Below are 19829 nucleotides of genomic sequence, written 5' to 3'. Positions count from 1 at the left end.
TCCAGCGGTTCCTGTCGCAGAACACCTACGTCGCCAAGCAGTTCACCGGCATCGAGGGCTCGACGGTCCCCGTGGCCGACACCATCGAGGCGTTCAACAAGATCGCCGACGGTGAGTACGACCACGTGGCCGAGCAGGCGTTCTTCATGTGCGGTGGTCTCGACGACGTCGAGGCCAAGTGGGCTGAGATCCAAAAGGGTCTGTGATGTCTGACTCGACACTGCACGTGGAGCTCGTCGCGGCGGACCGGCTGGTCTGGTCCGGCGAGGCGAAGATGGTGATCGCGCGCACCACCGAAGGTGACGTGGGCATCCTCGCCGGCCACGCGCCGCTGCTCTCGGTGATCATCGAGGGCGTCGTCGACGTGCAGACCGCCGAGGGCGAGACGTGGGTGGCTGCAGTGGACGCCGGCTTCATGTCGGTGGCCAACAACCGGGTCTCCATCTTGTCCGAGCGCGCGGAGATGTCGCACGAGATCGACCTCGAGAAGGCTCGTCAGGACCTCGAACGGGCCCAGGCCTCGGGCGAGAACAGCGACGAGGCCAAAGAGGCCGTACGCCGCGCAGAAGCCAGGATCCGCGCAGTGGAGCGGGCTTCCTGACTCCACGCACCCCAAGGCCGATAGGGTGAGCGCACGAACCACGCGGTTCGTGCGCTCACCTCATTTGTCCCCTTCCCTCCACCCACGCGCGACCAGCAGGAGAGTGGATGCCCGACTGGCAATGGCTGCTCCAATCCGCTGGTGTGCTCCTGCTCATCCCCCTGCTGTACGGCATTGCGCTCATCGTCCGCCGCCGGCTGTTGTCACGCCACGGCGGGACCTTCGAGCTCAGCTGCCGATTGCACACGCGGCACGCTGGGCGCGGCTGGCTGCTCGGGTTGGGCCGCTACAGCGGTGAGGAGCTCGAGTGGTTCCGGATCTTCTCCCTGTCCCCGAAGCCGAGAAGGGTCTGGTCGCGTGCCGCCCTGTCGTACTCGCACCGGCGTGACCCCGTGGGCGCGGAGCAGATGTCGCTCTATACCGGGCACGTGGTCGTGGTGTGCGAGACGGGCGACGGCAAGGTCGAGCTCGCCATGAGCGAGGCTTCGCTCACCGGATTCCAGTCCTGGCTCGAGGCCGGACCGCCGGGCACCGACTGGGACCGCCACCGCAACTAGGAGAGACCGTGCCACACCTGACCACCGCCCGGAACGCGGTGGGCCTGAGCTTCTTCCTCAACGGGTGGGTGTTCGCGAGCTGGGTCTCGCGCATCCCCGAGGCCCGCTCCAGCTTCGCCCTGACCAACGGACAGCTCGGGCTCCTGCTGCTCGCCATCGCTGTCGGTTCACTGATGGCACTGCCCACGACGGGCGCCGCCCTTGATCGTTGGGGGACGGTGCGGATCGTCCGGTTCGGGGCGGTGGCGGCATCGACCGGGATGACGCTGGCGGCGCTCGGACTCGGCGAGCAGCTGGCCCTGACCACCGTCGGTCTCCTCCTGTACGGCATCGGCATCGGCGTGTGGGACGTCGCGATGAACGTGGAGGGTGCCGAGGTCGAGCGAGGGCTGGGTCGCACGATCATGCCGCGCTTCCACGCCGGCTTCAGCGCCGGGACGGTCGTCGGTGCGCTGCTGGGCGCGCTGCTGGTCGAGCTGGGGGTGCCGGCTCGGCTGCACCTCGTCGCGGTGGTGGTCGTGGCCGTGGTCACCGTGTGGCTCACCTCGTCGAGCTTCCTGCCGATCGCCCCACGCCCGGAGGAGCGGACGTCGGCTGCGCGAGCCTGGCTCGAGCCGCGCACGCTCCTCATCGGCGTGATGGTGCTGGCACTGGCGACGACAGAGGGCACGGCCAACGACTGGCTGGCCGTGGCCCTCGTGGATGGGCACGACGTCTCGGCCGCTGTCGGGGTCGCCGGCTTCGCAGTGTTCGTGGTGGCGATGACCCTCGGGCGACTGGCCGGCACCACCCTGATCGACCGCTTCGGTCGGGTCACCATGCTGTGGGGCACGATGGTGGCGGCCGGGGTGGGGGTGCTGCTGATCGTCCTGGGCAGCCACCCGGTGGTGGTCGTGACCGGGATCGTGCTGTGGGGGGCCGGCGCCTCCCTGGGCTTTCCTGTCGGCATGAGTGCTGCGGCCGACGACCCGGCCCGGGCAGCGGCCAGGGTCAGCGTGGTCTCCACGATCGGGTACGCCGCGTTCCTAGCCGGGCCCCCGTTGCTCGGGTTCGTCGGGGACGAGGTCGGCACCCTCACGGCGCTGCTGGTGGTCGCCGTACTCCTGGTCCCCGCGGCCCTCGTGGTGCCGGCGGCCCGCGAGGGTCAGGTCGGCGAGCGCCCGGTCATCCCAGCACCCGGCGCATGAGAGCCGGGGCAGCTTGCTCGCCACGCCGTTGGTCTGTCCGATGACCTCGAACCCGCACCGCTCGAACATCGACCGGGTCCCCACGAACGCCATGGTGACGTCCATCCGCCCCTCCGGTCGACGGGGTAGGTCTCGACCGCGGGTGCGCCCTGCGGTGCGGCCTACGCCACGGCGCCCCCGATGAGCGCTCGGTGACGCCCTGCGGTAGCTCACGACGCCGAAGCTGGTCTCGCCCGCGGCCAGGACGCGTGCCGCGCTCTCCCGGCTGCCGTCGCCCAGCTCGTCGATCTCCTTGGCACGCAGACGGTGGGACAGGCACCAGCAGTGGGTCTCGCGGCGGTTGGGGTTGATCACGTCGGCGAAGTCGTCGAAGCGCTCCGCCGTGACCGGGTGGGTGGCCCAGTCGGTCAACTCACCCCTCGGTTCCTTCGTCGCTCCCGCGCTCACCTCCGGGCACCCACAGCACGTCGCCCTCTCCGCGGTTGGCATAGCGGGCCAGGATGAAGACCAGGTCGGAGAGGCGGTTGAGGTAGGTGATCGCCAGGACGTTCATCGAGTCGGCGTGCTCGGCGTACGCCGCCCAGGCGGACCGCTCCGCCCGCCGGATGACGGTGCGTGAGACGTGCAGCAGGGCGGCGCCCTCGGTGCCGCCGTTGAGGATGAACGAGCGGAGGTTGGGCAGCTGCTCGTTGTAGTGGTCGCACCACGCCTCCAGCCGGTCGACATAGTCCTGTTCGATCCGCAGCGGAGGCCACTCGGGGTTCTCGACGACCGGGGTGCAGAAGTCCGCACCCACGTCGAAGAGGTCGTTCTGCACGTGGACGAGCACCTTGACGACGTCCGGCTCGAGCTGGCCATGGGCCACGGCCACGCCGATCGTGGCGTTGGCCTCGTCGACGTCGGCGTAGGCGTGCAGCCGGAGGTCGTTCTTGGTGGTCTCGCTCATGTCGCCGAGTCGGGTGGATCCGGCGTCGCCGGTGCGGGTGTAGATGCGGGTGAGGTTGACCATGGAGCGAGCCTAGCGAACACAGAGACCCGGTCACTCCAGTCACATGCGTCACAGTCCGGACGCCGCGCACTCGCGACGTCCTGATTCCGGTGGCCGCTGCCCGACGGGCACAGACACCCTAAAAAGGTGTAGCGCCAATGCAACGAATCGGCGGACCATGGCGTCATAGTCGGTGACAGCGGTCACGTGCTCTGCGCGAGGCTCGGGGGACGCGCAGCACGAACACAGGGGTACATCGAATGGACATCACGAGCTACGGACCGACGCTGGTCCTGCACGGCGACTTCGATGTGCGCAGCACCTTCCAGGTGCGCTCAGCCCTCTACGCGTTCCTCGAAGGACAGGATCAGGACGTGGTCGTCGACATGTCCGACGTGGACACGATCGACGTGGTCGCCCTCCGCGTGCTCGCCGTGGCCACGCGCCAGGCCACCCGTTCGGGACACCACCTGACCCTGCGCAACTGCGGGCCCTCGGTCCGCCGCATGATGCACCTCTCGCGTCTCGCGCACTCCTTCGAGGTCGAACGCGCCGCCGCAACCGCCTGACCGGGTGGGGTTCTTCACACATCCAGCCGGTGACTCACGGGTAACCGGGCCATACCCTGTGCCCATGACGGACAAGCAGGTCGACGCTCCACTGGCCGAGGACGCCCGCCCCGAGAAGGACCGCCCGTGGGTGATGCGCACCTACGCCGGTCACTCGACTGCGGCGGCATCCAACGCGCTCTACCGCGGCAACCTCGCCAAGGGCCAGACGGGCCTCAGCGTCGCGTTCGACCTGCCGACGCAGACCGGCTACGACCCGGACTCCCCGCTCAGCCGCGGCGAGGTCGGCAAGGTCGGCGTCCCGATCCCGCACCTGGGGGAGATGCGCCGCCTGTTCGAGGACATCCCGCTCACCGGGATGAACACCTCGATGACCATCAACGCCACCGCGATGTGGATGCTCGCGATGTACCAGGTGGCAGCGGAGGAGCAGAACCCCGGCGTCGACGTCCGCGAGGTCGCCGCCCAGCTGGCCGGGACGACGCAGAACGACATCATCAAGGAGTACCTCTCCCGCGGGACCTATGTCTTCCCGCCCGAGCACTCGCTGCGCCTGATCAGCGACATGATCGCCTACACGGTCCACGAGATCCCCAAGTGGAACCCGATCAACATCTGCAGCTACCACCTGCAGGAGGCCGGCGCCACGCCCACGCAGGAGCTGGCCTCTGCACTGTGTACGGCGATCGCGGTGCTCGACCAGGTCAAGAACTCCGGGCAGGTCTCCGAGGACGACTTCGAGAAGGTCGTCGGCCGGATCTCGTTCTTCGTCAACGCCGGGGTCAGGTTCGTCGAGGAGACGTGCAAGATGCGCGCCTTCGTCCAGCTGTGGGACGAGATCACCCGTGAGCGCTACGGCGTGCAGGACGAGAAGATGCGCCGGTTCCGCTACGGCGTGCAGGTGAACTCGCTCGGTCTCACCGAGGCGCAGCCGGAGAACAACGTCCAGCGCATCGTGCTCGAGATGCTCGGGGTGACCCTGTCGAAGAACGCGCGCGCCCGCGCCGTACAGCTGCCTGCCTGGAACGAGGCGCTGGGCCTGCCTCGCCCCTGGGACCAGCAGTGGTCACTGCGCCTCCAGCAGGTCCTCGCCTTCGAGTCCGACCTGCTGGAGTACGACGACATCTTCGACGGCTCGCACGTGATCGAGGCCAAGGTCGCCTCGCTCGTCGAGAGCGCCAAGGCGGAGATCGACCGCGTGCAGGCCCTCGGTGGCGCGATCGCAGCCGTGGAGTCGGGCTACATGAAGCAGGCGCTCGTCAGCGCCCACGCCACGCGTCGTGGTCGCATCGAGTCCGGCGACGAGATCATCGTGGGCGTCAACAAGTTCACCACCACCGAGCCGTCGCCGCTGACGGCCAACCTCGACGAGGCGATCATGGCGGCCGACCCCCAGGCCGAGCAGACCGCTCTGGACTCGGTCGCAGCGTGGAAGGAAGCCCGGAACGAGGACGAGGTTGCCGCCGCGCTGGCTGCACTGGCCGCCGATGCCAAGACCGACAAGAACCTCATGCACGCCACCCTGGCCGCGGCGCGCGCCGGGGCGACGACGGGGGAGTGGGCGGGGACGCTGCGGGAGGTCTTCGGCGAGTTCCGTGCCCCCACCGGCGTCTCCGGCGCCGTCGGCGTCGCGGAGACCGGCTCGGAGCTGACCGCGGTCCGCGACCAGGTCCGGGCGACCGGCGAGGCTCTCGGTGGTCGGCTGCGCCTGCTCGTCGGCAAGCCCGGTCTCGACGGTCACAGCAACGGTGCCGAGCAGGTCGCCGTACGCGCACGAGACGCCGGCTTCGAGGTGATCTACCAGGGGATCCGGCTCACGCCCGAGCAGATCGTGGCCGCCGCCGTGGCCGAGGACGTGCACTGCGTCGGTCTCTCGATCCTGTCCGGTTCGCACATGGAGCTGGTGCCCGACGTCCTGGACGGGCTTCGCGCCGCCGGGCTGGACGACGTCCCGGTGATCGTCGGCGGCATCATCCCGGACTCCGACGGCAAGCGGCTGCTCGAGCTCGGGGTCGCTGCGGTCTACACACCCAAGGACTTCGGGCTGACCGAGATCATGGGCGGCATCGTCCAGGTGATCCGGAACGCGAACGGCCTTTAGCCGCCCGGGGGCGGACTCCGCCGATGGTGATCCGGAACGCGAACGGCCTCGACTGATCACCAGCCGCGGCTGCCCGGGACGCCCGTGAACGGGCCGACCACGCGGTCGGTGATCCAGCCGCCGTAGAAGCCGCCCTCCTGGGCGCGGACCACCTCGCCGTCGATCAGGCACGCCTCCACGAGGCCGGGGGCATGATCGACACGTGGTCGCGGATGGCCTCGAAACCCCGGGTGGGCTCAGCGTAGGTCCAACCCGCGCGGGACGCAGTGGCGCGGAGAGTCACGAGGTCGTAGTAGGTCGCCACGCCCTTCCACTCACAGAACGACGTTCCGCCGACCGCGCGGAGCACGCCGGGCTCGAAGGCGTCGAGCGGGAGGTAGTACGACGGCGGATGGCTCGTCTCCAGCACGCGCACCGAGGCCTGCGTGCTCGCCACGACGACGCCGCCGAGCCGGACCTCGATCGTCTCGTCGCTCGGCTCCACGCGCGGCGGGCGCGGGTAGTCCCACGCCGACTCCTGGCGGGGTCCGGGTGGATGGGGAGTCACTGGTCGCATGCTGCCAACGTACGGGTGCCTCGACTGCGACGGCTCCTCTCCGCAAGACTCGGGGGCATGGGACGAGTGCTGGTCGTCGGCGCGGGGGTCATCGGGCTGTCGTGCGCCGTACGCCTGCTCGAGGCGGGCCACCGCGTCGATGTGGTGGCAAGGGACCTGCCGCTTGAGTCGACGTCGGCCGTGGCCGCAGCGATCTGGTATCCCTACCGCGCTCTCCCGCAGGACCTCGTCACCACCTGGGGAAAAGCGTCCTACGCTGCCTTCGAGGCGTTGTCCCGCCAGCACGGCACCGGCGTCTCCGTGGTGCTGGGCACCGAGGTGTTCCGGTCCCAGGTGCCCGACCCGTGGTGGCGGGAGGCCGTGCCCGACCTGGATCGCGAGACGGCCCTCCCGGCGGGCTACGTGGACGGCTGGACCTTCGCCACGCCCCTGATCGAGATGCCCACCTACCTGCCGTGGCTCGCCGGCAGGGTGACCGAGCTGGGTGGGACGATCACCAGGCTCAGCCTGTCCGATCTCCCCTCCGGCCCCGACCTCGTGGTGAACGCAAGCGGCGTCGGTTCCCGACGGCTCGCCGGCGACGCCGACGTGGAGCCCGTGCGCGGTCAGGTGGTCCGCGTCGAGCAGGTCGGCCTCGACCGCTGGTGGCTGGACGGCGCCGGTCTCACCTACGTCGTCCCGCGCTCGAAGGACATCGTGGTGGGTGGCACCGACATCGAGGGGGAGTGGAGCCGTACGCCGGACCCGGCGGCTGCTGATGAGATCCTGGCCCGCGCCCGCACGCTGGTGCCCGAGCTGGCAGGTGCGAGGGTGCTGGGGCACAAGGTGGGGCTGCGGCCCGCCCGTCCATCCGTCCGCCTCGAGCGCGTCGGCGACGTCATCCACTGCTACGGCCACGGCGGAGCCGGCGTCACGCTCAGCTGGGGGTGTGCGGACGCCGTACGCGACCTCGCTGATGGCGCTCGATAGCGTGACGGCATGAGCGACCTCCAGTGCGCCGTCCGGGTCTTCGTGGCACGGCACGGGGAGGCGGAGTACGAGACCGACGTGCTCGCCGACCGCGGCGGGAGCCTCACGCGGCTGGGTCGTGAGCAGGCGGCCGCCCTGGCCGACATCCTCGTCGGTGAGCGGATCGCCCACGTCTACGTGAGCTCGATGTCGAGGGCGGTGCAGACCGGCGAGATCGTGGCGGCGAGGCTCGGTGTCGCCGTGACCGTGCGTGAGGCGCTCTGCGAGTTCTCCGTCGGGTCGTATGCGGGGCAACCGGTCGAGCCTGACCCGTTCGCCGCCACCTACGGGCACTGGCTCGCCGGGGACCTGGCGGCGCGGATCGACGGGGGCGAGTCCGGCGCCGAGGTGGTCGAGCGGGTCAGCGCAGTGCTCCAGGAGATCGCCGACGCGCACCGAGGCGAGGCTGTCCTGGTCGTCAGTCACGGCGGGGTGATGTGTACGGCCCTGCCCCAGCTTGCAGGCAACCTGTCGGCCGGCCATCCCGCGGGCCGCGCGCTGGCCAACTGTGCCGTCGTGCGGCTCGACGCGGACATCGACGGCTGGCTCGCCCGGTCCTGGGCGGACGAGGGCCTCCCTTCGCGCGCCGGTCACAGCCACTCTGGCGCAACCTGACCGACGTCAGTCAGGTTGCACGACGGCCGTTCCTTCGTCCCCCCGGAGGGGTGCTCAGAACAGCCGGTGGCTCGGGTCGTCCATGCCGCGCAGCGCGTCGTAGTCGACGACCGCGCAGGCGATGCCGCGGTCCGTGGCGAGCACGCGCGCCTGGGGCTTGATCTCCTGGGCGGCGAAGATGCCGCGGACGGGGCCCTTGCTCGAGAGCAGCGGGTCGCGGTTGAGGAGCTCGAGGTAGCGGGTGAGCTGCTCGACGCCGTCGATGTCGCCGCGGCGCTTGATCTCGACGGCGACGCTGAGGCCCGCGTCGTCGCGACACATCAGGTCGACCGGGCCGATGGCGGTCGGGAACTCGCGGCGTACGAGCGTCAACCCGTCGGCGAGGGAGGCGGGGTGGTCGGCCAGCAGCTCCTGGAGGTGCTTCTCGACGCCGTCCTTCTGGAGCCCGGGATCGATGCCCAGGGCGTGCGAGGTGTCGTGCTGGATCTCCTCGATCAGGATCCGCAGGGTGTCGTCGGTCTTGGCCGCCGTCACGGTCCACTCGACCTGCCCGTCCTCGGTGGCCGCCTCGCGGAAGGTCGCCGGGGGAGACATCCAGTTGAGCGGCTTGTAGGAACCGCCGTCGGAGTGCACGAGCACCGAGCCGTCGGCCTTGATCATCAGCACCCGGGTCGCCATCGGCAGGTGGGCGGTCAATCGACCGGCATAGTCGACCTGGCAGCGCGCAACGACGATCCTCACGAGCAGGGAATGTACCCGCGGCCCTCCGAGGCGTGATGATCGCCGTGCAAGCATGGCGACCGTGAGTGTCACTGACAACGCGACCAACTTCGACGTACGCGAGATCCGGCGGGCCTTCCCGGGCCTTCGCCCCGACCTGGCCCGGTTCGACGGACCCGGCGGGTCGCTGGTCCCTGAGGTGGTGGCCGACGCCGTCGCCGGCGCGCTGCGAGTGGGGCTGTGCCAGCGGGGCGGGCCGAGCGCCCCCGGTCTGCTCACCGACGAGATCACCCTCGGAGCGCGTGCCGCCATGGCGCGCTTCCTCGGGGTGGACGATCGCCGCGGCATCGTGTTCGGCCGGTCGATGACCGCGCTGACCTTTGACATCGCCCGGACGCTGGCGGCCCAGTGGGGGCCGGGCGACGAGGTCGTGGTGTCGCGCCTCGACCACGACGCCAACATCCGGCCCTGGATCACCGCCGCCGAGCATGCGGGGGCGACAGTGCGGTGGTTGGACTTCGATCCGGTGACGACCGAGCCGGACGACGTGAGGTCGCTGCTCTCCGATCGCACCCGCCTCGTCGCGCTCACGGCCGCCTCCAACCTCTTCGGCACCAGGCCAGACGTCGCTGCCGTCTCCCGCGCAGCACGCGAGGTGGGCGCCTTGATGTACGTCGACGCCGTGCACCTGGCTGCGCACGCCCCTGTCGACCTCACCGCGATGGGCGCCGACCTCCTCGTCTGCTCGCCCTACAAGTTCTTCGGACCGCACCTCGGCGTCCTGGCCGCAGACCCGGCACTGCTCGAGAGGCTGCACCCCGACAAGCTGCTTCCCTCAAGCGACGCGGTGCCGGAGCGCTTCGAGCTCGGGACCCTGCCCTACGAGCTGTTGGCAGGGGTCAGGGCAGCCGTCGAGTTCGCCGAGCAGTGCGACATGGCCGCGGTCGAGGCGCACGAGCAGCAGCTGCTGACGCGGCTTCTGGACGGCTTGGGGGACATGGCCGCGGTCACCGTGCACGGCCGCGCCGGTCGGCGTACCCCCACCGTGCTGCTGACGGTGGACGGCCTCACCCCGGTCCAGGCGAGTCATCGCCTGCACGAGGCAGGCATCGTCGCGCCGGCGGGCAGCTTCTACGCCCTCGAGGCCGCGCGGCACTCAGCCGCGGGCGAGCAGGGCGGTGTCCGGGTCGGGATCTCGGCGTACACGGACGACGAGGAGATCGACCGCCTGCTGGCCGCGCTGGGAGCACTGTCTGCCACGTGAGGAACATCTCGGGTGGGACCCAGCCGCGCCAGTGACGACGCGTGCCATCATGCGGGCATGACCACTGGTGCGCCCGAGCGGGCAACTCGCAAGTTCTCCACCATCGGCGTGATCGGCCTGGGCACCATGGGCGCCGGCATCGCCGAGGTGTTCGCCCGCAACGGCTTCACCGTGATCGGCGTCGAGCTCAGCGACGAAGCCGTCGAGCGCGGGCGCGAGCACCTGGCCCACTCGACCGGCCGCGCCGTCGCCCGCGGGAAGATGTCGGAGGCTGACCAGGCCAAGATCCTCGGACACATCTCGTTCGCCACCGACCTGTCGGCACTGGCAGAGGCCGACTTCGTCATCGAGGCCGTCATCGAGTCGCTCGACATCAAGAAGGACCTCTTCCGCCGGCTCGACGACATCGTCAAGCCCGACGCCATCCTGGCCACGAACACCTCCTCGCTGCCCGTCACCGAGATCGCGACCGCCAACACGCGGCCCGGCCGCGTCGTGGGCGTGCACTTCTTCAACCCCGCGCCCGTCCAGAACCTCGTCGAGATCGTCCGGACCGTGGTGACCGAGCCCGCCGTCCTCGCCGATGTCGAGGGCCTGGTCGGCACGCTCGGCAAGAACCCCGTCGTGTGCGGCGACAGGGCCGGCTTCATCGCCAACACCTTGCTGTTCGGCTACCTCAACCACGCCGTGTCGATGTTCGAGAGCAAGTACGCCACCCGCGAGGACATCGACGCTGCGATGCGCTTCGGCTGCGGCTACCCGATGGGGCCGCTCGCCCTGCTCGACCTGATCGGGCTCGACACGGCCTACGAGATCCTCGAGACGATGTATCGCCAGGGTCGCGACCGCCTGCACGCCCCGGCCCCGATGCTCAAGCAGATGGTCACGGCCGGCCTGCTGGGGCGCAAGACCGGTCGTGGCTTCTACACCTACGAGCGCGCGGACAGCCCCGTCGTGGTCGCCGACGACAAGACGCCGTCGGCCGACGACCTCCCCAAGCTCCGGCGCACCATCTCCAGCGTAGGCGTCGTCGGGACCGGCACCATGGCCGCGGGCATCGTCGAGGTCTTCGCCAAGAGCGGGTTCGACGTGGTGTACGTCGGTCGCTCGGCCGACAAGGTCGAGGGCGTGCGCGCCACCATCGAGAAGTCCCTCGACAAGGCGATCCAGCGCGGGAAGCTCGAGGAGAGCGCCAAGGACGAGGTCCTGGGTCGTCTCACCGGCACCACCTCGCTCGACGACCTCTCCGGCGTCGACATCGTGGTCGAGGCGATCGCCGAGGACCTGCGGATCAAGTCCACCCTCTTCTCGAACCTCGACGAGATCTGCAAGCCGGGCGCGATCCTGGCGACCACCACCTCGTCGCTGCCGGTGATCGCTCTCGCCGGGGCGACGAGTCGCCCCCAGGACGTCGTCGGCATGCACTTCTTCAACCCCGCCCCGATCATGAAGCTGGTCGAGGTGGTCTCGACGGTGTCCACGGCCGAGGACGTCACGGAGACGGTCCGCGCCCTGTGCGACAAGGTCGGCAAGGTCGCGGTGTCGTGCGGCGACCGGTCCGGCTTCATCGTCAACGCGCTGCTCTTCCCCTACCTCAACGACGCGGTCAAGATGCTCGAGGCGCACTACGCGACCGCGGACGACATCGACACCGCCATGAAGCAGGGGTGTGCCCTGCCGATGGGGCCCTTCGAGCTGCTCGACGTGGTCGGCAACGACGTGTCCCTGGCGATCCAGCGGGAGCTCTACCTCGAGTTCCGCGAGCCCGGCTTCGCCCCGGCGCCGCTGCTGGAGCACCTCGTCACTGCCGGCTACCTCGGACGCAAGACGCAGCGGGGGTTCCGCGACTACACCACGCGCTGATACCAGGACCGCCTCACCCAGGCGGTCAGCGGCGAACTGTCAGCTCGATCACGGGGGAGGGGCTGTCGGCGTCGTCGGCATCGATCGTGGCGATCAGGCGTACGCCCGAGTCGTCCTCGGCGACCAGCGCCAGACCCTCGACCTTGGCGACCCGACCGTGCAGCCGCGGGATCTCGACCGTGTCCACGACGCCGGCACCGTCGAGCAGCACCAGCGCGGACCCCACGACCGGACCGTCGTCGTAGGTGTTGGGCGAGTCCTCGGCGGCGGCGCTCACCAGGACCAGACCGTCGGCCAGGGCTACGGCATCGGTGGCGGCGAGACCGACACCGTCTGCTGACCCGAGGTCGTAGCGCAGGACGTTCGTCGGCCGGGCCCGCGTGAGGGGTGCGCCGAGAGGCAGGTCCACACTGCCGCTGGGCCAGCCGCCGGCGGGAAGCCCCCGGTGGAACCAGCGGAGGTGGTCGCCCACGACGCACGCGCCCTCGAGGTTGAGCACCTCTGCCGGCACGCGCAGCGCCGCTTCGACCCTCGCGTAGAGCTCAGTCAGGTCCTCGACCTGTCGAGCGTCCTCGGTGAGCGCCACGGCCCGGCACCGGGCGTGGCTGGAGCCGGACCCCATGACCATGACCGTGCCGTCCGGGAGCACGCACGCCGACTCCAGGTCCGGCTTGAGGTGCTTGGTCCCCTCGTCGGAGGAGAACGAGTCGAGGCCGTCGACCGGGTCGAGGAGACGGAGGGGGACCGCTGTCGAGTCGCGCCAGAGGGCGCCGAGGGTGGAGTCGTCCTGGGCGATCAGCCAGCCATCGGCGTACGCGACGATCGCGGACGCGGCGCGGACCGGGCGACCGTCGTCGAAGGTGAGGCTCCACGTCGCGGTCATCTCCAGCCGCACGACGTCACCCCTGGTCCGCGACGAGAGCGGCCAGCCTGGCGCGGCTGGTGATGCCGAGCTTGCGGTAGATGTGGGTCAGGTGCGCATCGACCGTCCGCGGGGACAGGAAGAGCTCGGCCGCGATCTGCCGGCTCGTCAGTCCCTGGGCCACGCGCTGGGCGACATGTCGTTCGGCCTTGGTGAGGAGCTTCAGCGGGCCCTGGCCCCCGGTCTCCCCGCCTGCGCCCGAGAAGATGACCGCCACGGCCTGCACCGCGGCGGAGGTCAGCTCGGCATCGACGATCCAGCCCTCCGGCGGCTGCCGTCCGACCACGAGCGGGCTGTCTGCGGCATAGCCCCACGGGAGGGCGTGCCGGGGAGCCCGCAGCTCCGCGGCCGCAGCGACCAAGGCGCGGGAGTCGCGCAGACCGCGCTGCTGAGCGGTCCACGCGAGGCCGTCGAGGGCGTCGGCTGCGCGCAATGGCATCTTCATCGTCGCTGCCCGGTCGAGCGCTGCCAGGAACGTCGTGACGGCCTGACCCTCGTCGCCACCGGCCAGGAGCGCCCGGGCGAGCAGGAGCCGGCACTCGACGGCGTCGCGACCGAGCCCCGTGCTGTCGGCGAGGACGACCGCGTCCGCCGCGAGACCGGCAGCACGCTGCTGGTCACCGTCGCGGAGCAGGTCGCGGGCATCCTGGGCCAGCACCGGGATCCGGACCGCCCAGGGCAGGCTCTCACGGTCGACGTCGACTGGTACGAAGGCAGGGTCGAGGTGGCGGAGCAGCGTCTCGGCGAGCAGGGCGACACGGTCCTCGGCGATCGCCCGGGCATCGCTGGCCGCGGCACGAGCCGCCGAGGCTGCCTCCGTGGGGCGGCCCTGCTCGAGCGCGATCTTGGCAAGCAGGGTCCGCGCCGACAGCGAGATCCAGCGCTCGTCCTTCTCCTCCCGCTCGGCGAGGAGCGACGTCAGGGTCGCCGTCGCCTCCCGGAAGGCGCCCCGGGAGACCTGGACGTCCGCCAGCGTGCGCGCGGCCTGTCGCGTGATCTCGGTCTCGGTGCCCAGCTCGAGGGCACGCCGCGCCTCTGCCTCTGCCTCGGTCAGGGCGCCCGCGTCGAGGTGCATCTCGGCGCGGATCGAGGCGTTCTTGGCCAGCTCGCCGTGAGGGTCCGTCGCGCTGCGGGCGTGCTCGTCGGCCCGCTCGAGGAGCCAAAGGCCCTCGTAGGTGCCCCGCACCTCCGACGCTGCGATCCCTGCTCGCCGGGCGACCTGGGCGCCGATCACCGCCGGTCCGTCTCCGCTGATCAGGGTCGTCTCGAGGATCTCGACCGCGTCCTTGGCCCGCATGGAGGTGTAGAGGGAGGAGAAGATCCGGTTGGCCAGGCCATAGCCGAGGGCGCGCGTGCCGTCATCGGCGCAGGCGGCCTCGATGGCGGTCCGCATGACCGGCAGGTCGCCGAGCCAGACGGCGTCGCCGGCACCGGTGTTGAGGTCGGCCGGTGCCACCCGGTCGGCCCACCTGAGCAGGGCGCGCCTCGTCTCGAGAGGGTCGTCGGTGGAGGCGGTGAGGAACTGGCCGTGGCGGCGGATCGGGGTGAGCATGTCGAAGCGGCCCTCGGGCGTGACCTCGAGCAGGCTGCGGCGTACGAGACCGGTGGCGATCGTGGCGGCCTGGTCCCGGTCCACGCCGGTGATCTCGGCGAGGACGTCGATCGAGACGGGCGAGCTCATCTGCGACATGCGGCGGAAGCAGCGTTGCTGGTCCTCGTCCAGGAGCTCGTAGGAGCCGTGCACCGCTTCGGAGAGGGACGCGGTCGGGACCACGTTGGTGACGCCCAGGAGGGCGATCTGGACGGCAATCTGCTCGATGAGCAGGGGCAGCCCGCCGGTGGCGTTCAGCAGGCGGCGTACGTCCTCGCCGTGGGTCTGCAGGTCGATGGGGTGACCGCCGGCTGCCTCGACGCGGTGGAGGAACAGGTCGACCGCCGCACCGGAGATCGGCTCGTGGTCACGGGGTACGGCGAAGGGTGCCACCCGCACGACGCGCTCGGCTGGCTGGCCGGCCATGGTCACCGACGTGAGGGCGAGGCGTCCCTCGGTGGTCGTCGAGACCAGCTGCTGGAAGGTGGGTCCCAGCTCGTGGGGGTCCAAGTCGAGACCGTCCACCACGAGCAGGTTGTCGTGCCCGTCCATGGCGCGGCACAGCGCCCCCTCGGCAGAGTCTCCCGGCGACGGGGGCGCATCGAGGGCATCGAGGCAGGCATCGAGGACGTCGGCGGGACGGCGCATCCCCCGGGCGTCGACCCAGACGCTGGCCGTCGTGGCTGCTGCGTGACGGGCCAGCAGTGTCTTCCCACTCCCGGGCGGGCCGACAATGCTGACCCAGCGGGACGCGGCCAGGGCAGCCGCGAGGCGAGCCTGGGTCTGCTCGCGACCAAGACATGGGGTGAGCACAGGACGAACCTATCGCTCATTTCTTCTCGGGCGGATTAGGTAGGAATACCGATGCCACGAGTGCCGTCCGCGCGAGACGGTAGCGCCGTCGCGCGTGGACCGAACAGGGGACAGCCCACCCGCTGACAGGCGTGCTGCAGGCCATGAGGATTGCCGGGGTGATCTCCAGGCCTGCAGCCGCCCCCACGCGGACAGGACCTGTCCGCCTGCTCTGCCACCATGGGCCCATGAGCGACACCACTGCCCGCGTCCTGCGCCTGTTGTCGTTGCTCCAGCAGCGGCCGGTGTGGACCGGGCCCGAGCTCGCCGAGCGCCTGGGCGTGACCACCCGCAGCATCCGTCGCGACGTCGAGCGCATGCGTGGCCTGGGCTACCCCGTGCAGGCGACCCAGGACTGGGCGGGGGCTACCAGCTCGGGCGGGGCAAGGGCCTGCCCCCACTCCTGCTCGACGACGACGAAGCGGTCGCCATCGCGGTGTCGCTGAGACTGGCTGCCGGCGGGACGGTCACCGGCGCGAGCGAGGCCGCGTTGAGCACCCTGGCGAAGCTCGACCAGGTGATGCCGCCTCGACTTCGGTCCGAGGTGAAGGCGATCCACCAGTCCACCGAGACGCTGAGCAGCAACACCGACCTCGTCGACGGCGACGTGCTGCTGACGCTGGCCAAGGCGTGTCGAGACCTGGTGAGGATTCGTTTCGGGTACGACGCCCGGGACGGCGTGGCGACCGAGCGCTGGGTCGAGCCCGTCCGCCTCGTCGCGACCGGCGGTGGTACCTCATGGCGTGGTGCGTCGAGCGGGAGGACTGGCGCACGTTCCGGCTCGACCGCATGCGCGACGTGACGGCTTCGACGTGGCGTTCAAGGCGCGTGGGCACCCCGATCCCGCCGAGTACGTCAAGAACGCGATCAGCCGTGCGCCGTACAGCAACCAGGCACAGGTGCGGGTCTTGGCTCCAGTGGCCGAGGTGTCCGCCCGGATCGACACCCGCTGGGTGACACTGACGCCGGTCGACGACGGCACGACCCTGCTGGAGGCGAGCGACGAGTCGCTGCAGCACCTCGCGGTCTATTGCGTGATGACCGGGCTGGAGTGCGAGCTCCTCCAACCGCCGGCCCTCGTCGCGGTGGCGTCCGAGCTCGCGGATCGGCTGCGGCGATCGGCCGCCCGCGGCGCGCAGCCGACCTAGGGCGCCCGCGTAGGCTGGCCGCATGGAGATGGTGCTGTTGCTCGCGATCCTCGGTGGTCTGGTCGCAGTGGCTGTCGGAGCCGGACAGACGTCGAAGAGGCGCCAGCTCGAGAGGGCCGCCGCGGAGCTGGAACCGGTCAAGCGACTGGCCGAGGAGGACGTCACGGCCCTCGGTGTCGAGCTGCAGGACCTCGACATCGACATGGCCGGCCGCGAGCTCGGGCCCGGCGAGAACGCGGACTACCAGCGTGCACTCGACGCCTATGAAGCGTCCAAGACGGCCGCGGCCGGCATGAGCAAGCCCGACGACATCCGCCACGTCACCGAGATCCTCGAGGACGGCCGCTACGCGATGGCGTGCGTGCGGGCCCGGGTCGACAAGCTCCCGCTGCCCACACGTCGGCCGCCCTGCTTCTTCGACCCCCGCCACGGCATGTCGGTGGCCGATGTGCCCTACGTCCCGCCGGGCGGGACCCTGCGCGACGTCCCCGCCTGCCAGCTCGACGCCGAACGAGTGCGAGCCGGCGCGGAGCCCGACATCCGCAAGGTGATGGTCGGCTCGCAGCGCGTGCCCTACTGGCAGGGCGGTCGCGCCTACCAGCCCTACGCCCAGGGTTACTTCGGCACCTTCGGGCCGATGGACTGGATGTTCATGGGGATGATGTTCAACGGCGGCTTCGGTGGTCTCGGTGACGGGATCGGCGCCATGGGCGAAGGCATGGGCGACATGTTCGGCGGCATCGGCGACGGCATCGGCGGCATGTTCGACGGCTTCGACGGCTTCGACTTCTAGCTCCCGCGCGCGTCCTGCGAGACTGCTGGGCATGAGCGCGACCGGACTGCACACCACCGAGCACGGCGACGACGGTCCGCGGATCGTCTTCTGCCACGGACTCTTCGGACAGGGGCGGAACTGGACGCAGGCCGCCAAGGCCCTCAGCTCCGACCATCGCGTGACCCTGGTCGACATGCCCAACCACGGTCGCTCGGAGTGGACCGAGACTTTCTCCTACGTCGACATGGCCGACTCGGTGGCGGGGCTCTTCTCCCCAGCCGACCCGGTCACCCTCGTCGGGCACTCCATGGGCGGCAAGGTCGCGATGGTCCTGGCGCTGCGTCATCGCGAGCTCGTCGACCGGCTTGTCGTGGTGGACGTCTCGCCGGTCTCCTACGACGCGGGGCGGCGCGAGTTCGCCGGCTACATCGAGGCGATGAGGGCGCTCGACCTGGCGAACCTCGACAACCGGGCCGATGCCGACGCGGCACTGCGCGACGCCGTACCCAACACGACCGTGCGGTCCTTCCTGCTCCAGAACCTCAGGCGCGAAGGGGACCAGTGGCGCTGGCAGCTCAACCTCGCGCTGCTCGGCGACGAGCTCGAGGCGCTCGGCGCCTGGCCGGAGCTCGACGAGACGTCCGACGTGCCGGTGCTGTGGATCGGGGGAGCCGACTCGCCCTACGTCCTCGACGAATACGCGCCAGCCATGGAGAGGCTGTTCTCGCGCGTACGCCGCGTGCGGGTCAAGGACGCCGGGCACTGGGTGCACTCCGAGCGGCCCGACGTGTTTCTCGACGTGCTCAGGAGCTTCCTGGACTAGCTGCGCTGCCGCGCGCTCTGCCTCATCGGCGCTGCCGCGCGCTCCGTCTCATCCGCGCTGTCGCGCGCGGTACGCAGCGACGGCTTCGCGATTGCCGCACGCCGTCGAGCAGTAGCGCCGCGAGCGGTTGCGGGACAGGTCCAGCACCAGGCCCCCGCACTCGTCAGCCGCACAGATGGCCAGCCGGTTGAGCTCGTCGGCGCGAATCACGTCGATCATCGCCATGGCGGTCTCGACCATCACCCGTCTGGCCAGCGGCGCGCCGTCGTCGATGGCGTGGACGTGCCAGTCGAGGCGGTCGTGCCGCACGAGACGGGGTACGGCGCTCGCCTCGGCCAGGATGCCGTTGACCAGCTCCACTGCGGTGTCGCGGTCTGCCGTGAGCAGGGCCCGGAGGGCACCGCGGACGGCGCGCACCGCCTTGAGCTCTGACTCGTCGCGCTGGTGCTCGCCGGAGTACTCGTGCTCGGCGTAGAACTCCGCCAGTCCCTCCACCGTGGTCAGGGTGTCGGGCTCCTCCGCGGTGTTGGCGAGCGCGACCGCTGCCTGGAGGGAAGCGGCGGTGTCATGAGTGAAAACCACGTTGACACCTTACTCGTTGGCGACTAGCGTCATGACCCATGGTGACGATGACTCATGACAGGCAGGCGGAGCGGTCACGCACCTCCACCGGACTGGCGCTGGCCTTCTTCTCGGCCACGGCCTTCGGCCTCTCGGGCGCGCTCGCCCGGGGACTGCTCGACGCCGGCTGGACGGCAGGCTCGGCGGTGGCCGTCCGCATCGGCATCGCAGCCCTCGTGCTTGCGGTGCCCGGCCTCCTCGCCCTCCGCGGTCGGTGGCACCTCCTGCGCAGGAGCAGCCTCACGGTCACGGCGTATGGCGTGGTGGCTGTCGCCGGGGCTCAGCTCTGCTACTTCTATGCGGTGAGCTACATGGAGGTGGGCGTCGCGCTGCTGATCGAGTACACCGCGCCGGTCGCCGTCGTGATGTGGCTCTGGTTTCGCCACAGCAACCGGCCCAGCCGCCTGACCGTGGCGGGTGCTGTCATCGCCTCGGTGGGGCTGGTCCTGGTCCTCGACGTGATCTCGGGCCCCGAGCTCAGCACCACCGGGGTCCTGTGGGCGCTCGGGGCGATGGTGGGCGCTGCGACGTACTTCGTCATCGGTGCCGACACCGACAACGGCCTGCCGCCCCTCGCGCTTGCGGCGTCGGGCCTCGTGGTCGGTGGAGCGGTGCTGCTGATGGCCGGCTGGGTCGGCGTACTCCCCATGCGGATGACCACGAGCGACGTGGACTACGACGGCCTTGTGGTGTCCTGGTGGATCCCCGTGCTCGCCCTGGGCCTGGTGACCGCTGCTTTCGCCTACGTCACGGGCATCGCGGCCGCCCGCACGTTGGGGTCGCGGTTGTCGTCGTTCGTCGCGCTCTTCGAGGTGCTGACGGCGCTGGTCTTCGCCTGGTTGCTGCTCGGACAGCTGCCTCGTGGGGTGCAGATGGTCGGCGGCCTGCTCGTGCTGGCCGGCGTCGTCGTGGTCAAGCTGGGGGAGGGGTCGCACGGGCTGGCTGTCGAGCCGCTGCCGCACGAGCCCGGGGTCAGCGCGCGTCCTGCCGCTTGAGGAGCACCTCTCGGTGCAGGAGCAGCAGCGCTGCCGCCACCGGTACGGCGAGCAGCGCTCCGATGACGCCCAT

General features: G+C 70.5%; 23 protein-coding genes and 1 pseudogene. 17 read left to right on the top strand and 7 right to left on the bottom strand.

Features of this window, described 5'->3' with window-relative positions:
• From JWN68_RS03570 to JWN68_RS03555, 4 genes and pseudogenes are all read left to right on the top strand, one after another.
• Positions 1-206: pseudogene (locus JWN68_RS03570) on the top strand (F0F1 ATP synthase subunit beta); the annotation flags it as partial.
• The gene (locus JWN68_RS03565; protein WP_297734805.1) at positions 206-601 is read left to right on the top strand and encodes a F0F1 ATP synthase subunit epsilon; all 396 of its coding nucleotides are present in this window, start codon (positions 206-208) and stop codon (positions 599-601) included. The pseudogene JWN68_RS03570 and the gene JWN68_RS03565, both read left to right, overlap by 1 nt.
• Positions 602-708: 107 nt before the next feature.
• Complete coding sequence (locus tag JWN68_RS03560; protein ID WP_297734802.1) at positions 709-1158, top strand: DUF2550 domain-containing protein; 450 nt, start codon at positions 709-711, stop codon at positions 1156-1158.
• Between the two features lie 8 nt (positions 1159-1166).
• On the top strand, positions 1167-2345 hold the full coding sequence (locus JWN68_RS03555) for an MFS transporter (protein WP_297734799.1): 1179 nt from the start codon (positions 1167-1169) through the stop codon (positions 2343-2345).
• A 412-nt stretch (positions 2346-2757) separates the two neighbouring features.
• Here JWN68_RS03555 and JWN68_RS03550 read toward each other — a convergent pair whose 3' ends face one another.
• Complete coding sequence (locus JWN68_RS03550) at positions 2758-3354, bottom strand: cob(I)yrinic acid a,c-diamide adenosyltransferase (RefSeq protein ID WP_297734796.1); 597 nt, start codon at positions 3352-3354, stop codon at positions 2758-2760.
• Positions 3355-3593: 239 nt separating this feature from the next.
• Here JWN68_RS03550 and JWN68_RS03545 point away from each other — a divergent pair, with 239 nt between their 5' ends.
• On the top strand, positions 3594-3902 hold the full coding sequence (locus tag JWN68_RS03545; RefSeq protein ID WP_297734794.1) for an STAS domain-containing protein: 309 nt from the start codon (positions 3594-3596) through the stop codon (positions 3900-3902).
• Between the two features lie 64 nt (positions 3903-3966).
• A complete protein-coding gene (locus tag JWN68_RS03540; RefSeq protein WP_297734792.1) occupies positions 3967-6003 on the top strand; it encodes a protein meaA in 2037 nt (678 codons plus the stop codon).
• 56 nt (positions 6004-6059) lie between these two features.
• On the opposite strand, the gene JWN68_RS03535 is transcribed toward JWN68_RS03540, so the two are convergent.
• Entirely contained in the window at positions 6060-6182 is a 123-nt protein-coding gene (locus JWN68_RS03535; RefSeq protein ID WP_297734789.1) for a hypothetical protein, read from the bottom strand.
• Positions 6167-6550 carry a DUF427 domain-containing protein gene (locus JWN68_RS03530; RefSeq protein ID WP_297734786.1) on the bottom strand — a complete coding sequence of 128 codons (384 nt, stop codon included), beginning with the start codon at positions 6548-6550 and terminating at the stop codon, positions 6167-6169. The genes JWN68_RS03535 and JWN68_RS03530 overlap by 16 nt, the downstream gene beginning before the upstream one ends.
• 66 nt (positions 6551-6616) lie before the next feature.
• Between JWN68_RS03530 and JWN68_RS03525 the strand changes: the two genes are divergently transcribed.
• Positions 6617-7528 carry an FAD-dependent oxidoreductase gene (locus tag JWN68_RS03525; protein WP_297734781.1) on the top strand — a complete coding sequence of 304 codons (912 nt, stop codon included), beginning with the start codon at positions 6617-6619 and terminating at the stop codon, positions 7526-7528.
• Positions 7529-7537: 9 nt separating this feature from the next.
• Positions 7538-8182, top strand: a complete 645-nt coding sequence (locus JWN68_RS03520; protein WP_297734779.1) for a histidine phosphatase family protein — start codon at positions 7538-7540, stop codon at positions 8180-8182.
• Between the two features lie 54 nt (positions 8183-8236).
• Here the strand turns inward: JWN68_RS03520 and nucS are convergent, their stop codons facing one another.
• Complete coding sequence (gene nucS, locus JWN68_RS03515; RefSeq protein ID WP_297734776.1) at positions 8237-8923, bottom strand: endonuclease NucS; 687 nt, start codon at positions 8921-8923, stop codon at positions 8237-8239.
• 61 nt (positions 8924-8984) lie between these two features.
• Here nucS and JWN68_RS03510 point away from each other — a divergent pair, with 61 nt between their 5' ends.
• Both JWN68_RS03510 and JWN68_RS03505 read left to right on the top strand, forming a co-directional pair.
• Entirely contained in the window at positions 8985-10166 is a 1182-nt protein-coding gene (locus JWN68_RS03510) for a cysteine desulfurase-like protein (RefSeq protein WP_297734773.1), read from the top strand.
• 57 nt (positions 10167-10223) lie between these two features.
• Positions 10224-12029: a 3-hydroxybutyryl-CoA dehydrogenase gene (locus JWN68_RS03505; protein WP_297734770.1), complete on the top strand. Its 1806-nt coding sequence runs from the start codon at positions 10224-10226 to the stop codon at positions 12027-12029.
• Positions 12030-12054: 25 nt separating this feature from the next.
• On the opposite strand, the gene JWN68_RS03500 is transcribed toward JWN68_RS03505, so the two are convergent.
• Positions 12055-12924 carry a hypothetical protein gene (locus JWN68_RS03500; protein WP_297734767.1) on the bottom strand — a complete coding sequence of 290 codons (870 nt, stop codon included), beginning with the start codon at positions 12922-12924 and terminating at the stop codon, positions 12055-12057.
• A gap of 4 nt (positions 12925-12928) precedes the next feature.
• Positions 12929-15355: a LuxR C-terminal-related transcriptional regulator gene (locus JWN68_RS03495; protein WP_297734765.1), complete on the bottom strand. Its 2427-nt coding sequence runs from the start codon at positions 15353-15355 to the stop codon at positions 12929-12931.
• 227 nt (positions 15356-15582) lie between these two features.
• Between JWN68_RS03495 and JWN68_RS03490 the strand changes: the two genes are divergently transcribed.
• The 6 genes from JWN68_RS03490 to JWN68_RS03470 are packed head-to-tail and all read left to right on the top strand — an operon-like array spanning position 15583 to position 18140.
• Positions 15583-15840, top strand: coding sequence for a helix-turn-helix domain-containing protein (locus JWN68_RS03490; protein WP_297734761.1), 258 nt, complete (start codon positions 15583-15585; stop codon positions 15838-15840).
• On the top strand, positions 15831-16196 hold the full coding sequence (locus tag JWN68_RS03485; RefSeq protein WP_297734759.1) for a hypothetical protein: 366 nt from the start codon (positions 15831-15833) through the stop codon (positions 16194-16196). The genes JWN68_RS03490 and JWN68_RS03485 overlap by 10 nt, the downstream gene beginning before the upstream one ends.
• Entirely contained in the window at positions 16133-16351 is a 219-nt protein-coding gene (locus JWN68_RS19215) for a WYL domain-containing protein (protein WP_366519731.1), read from the top strand. The genes JWN68_RS03485 and JWN68_RS19215 overlap by 64 nt, the downstream gene beginning before the upstream one ends.
• The gene (locus tag JWN68_RS19210; RefSeq protein ID WP_366519730.1) at positions 16348-16542 is read left to right on the top strand and encodes a hypothetical protein; all 195 of its coding nucleotides are present in this window, start codon (positions 16348-16350) and stop codon (positions 16540-16542) included. Before JWN68_RS19215 ends, JWN68_RS19210 begins: the two co-directional genes overlap by 4 nt.
• Positions 16543-16564: 22 nt before the next feature.
• Positions 16565-17335 carry a hypothetical protein gene (locus JWN68_RS03475; RefSeq protein WP_297734753.1) on the top strand — a complete coding sequence of 257 codons (771 nt, stop codon included), beginning with the start codon at positions 16565-16567 and terminating at the stop codon, positions 17333-17335.
• 31 nt (positions 17336-17366) lie between these two features.
• On the top strand, positions 17367-18140 hold the full coding sequence (locus tag JWN68_RS03470; RefSeq protein WP_297734750.1) for an alpha/beta fold hydrolase: 774 nt from the start codon (positions 17367-17369) through the stop codon (positions 18138-18140).
• A gap of 48 nt (positions 18141-18188) precedes the next feature.
• On the opposite strand, the gene JWN68_RS03465 is transcribed toward JWN68_RS03470, so the two are convergent.
• Complete coding sequence (locus JWN68_RS03465; protein WP_297734747.1) at positions 18189-18722, bottom strand: CGNR zinc finger domain-containing protein; 534 nt, start codon at positions 18720-18722, stop codon at positions 18189-18191.
• A 38-nt stretch (positions 18723-18760) separates the two neighbouring features.
• On the opposite strand from JWN68_RS03465, the gene JWN68_RS03460 reads away from it, so the two are divergent.
• A complete protein-coding gene (locus JWN68_RS03460; protein WP_297734744.1) occupies positions 18761-19756 on the top strand; it encodes an EamA family transporter in 996 nt (331 codons plus the stop codon).
• Positions 19757-19829 lie beyond the last annotated feature (73 nt).

Origin of the sequence: Nocardioides sp., assembly GCF_025964975.1 — a bacterium.
GTDB lineage: Bacteria > Actinomycetota > Actinomycetes > Propionibacteriales > Nocardioidaceae > Nocardioides.
This window is presented reverse-complemented; position numbering and strand designations above follow the sequence as displayed.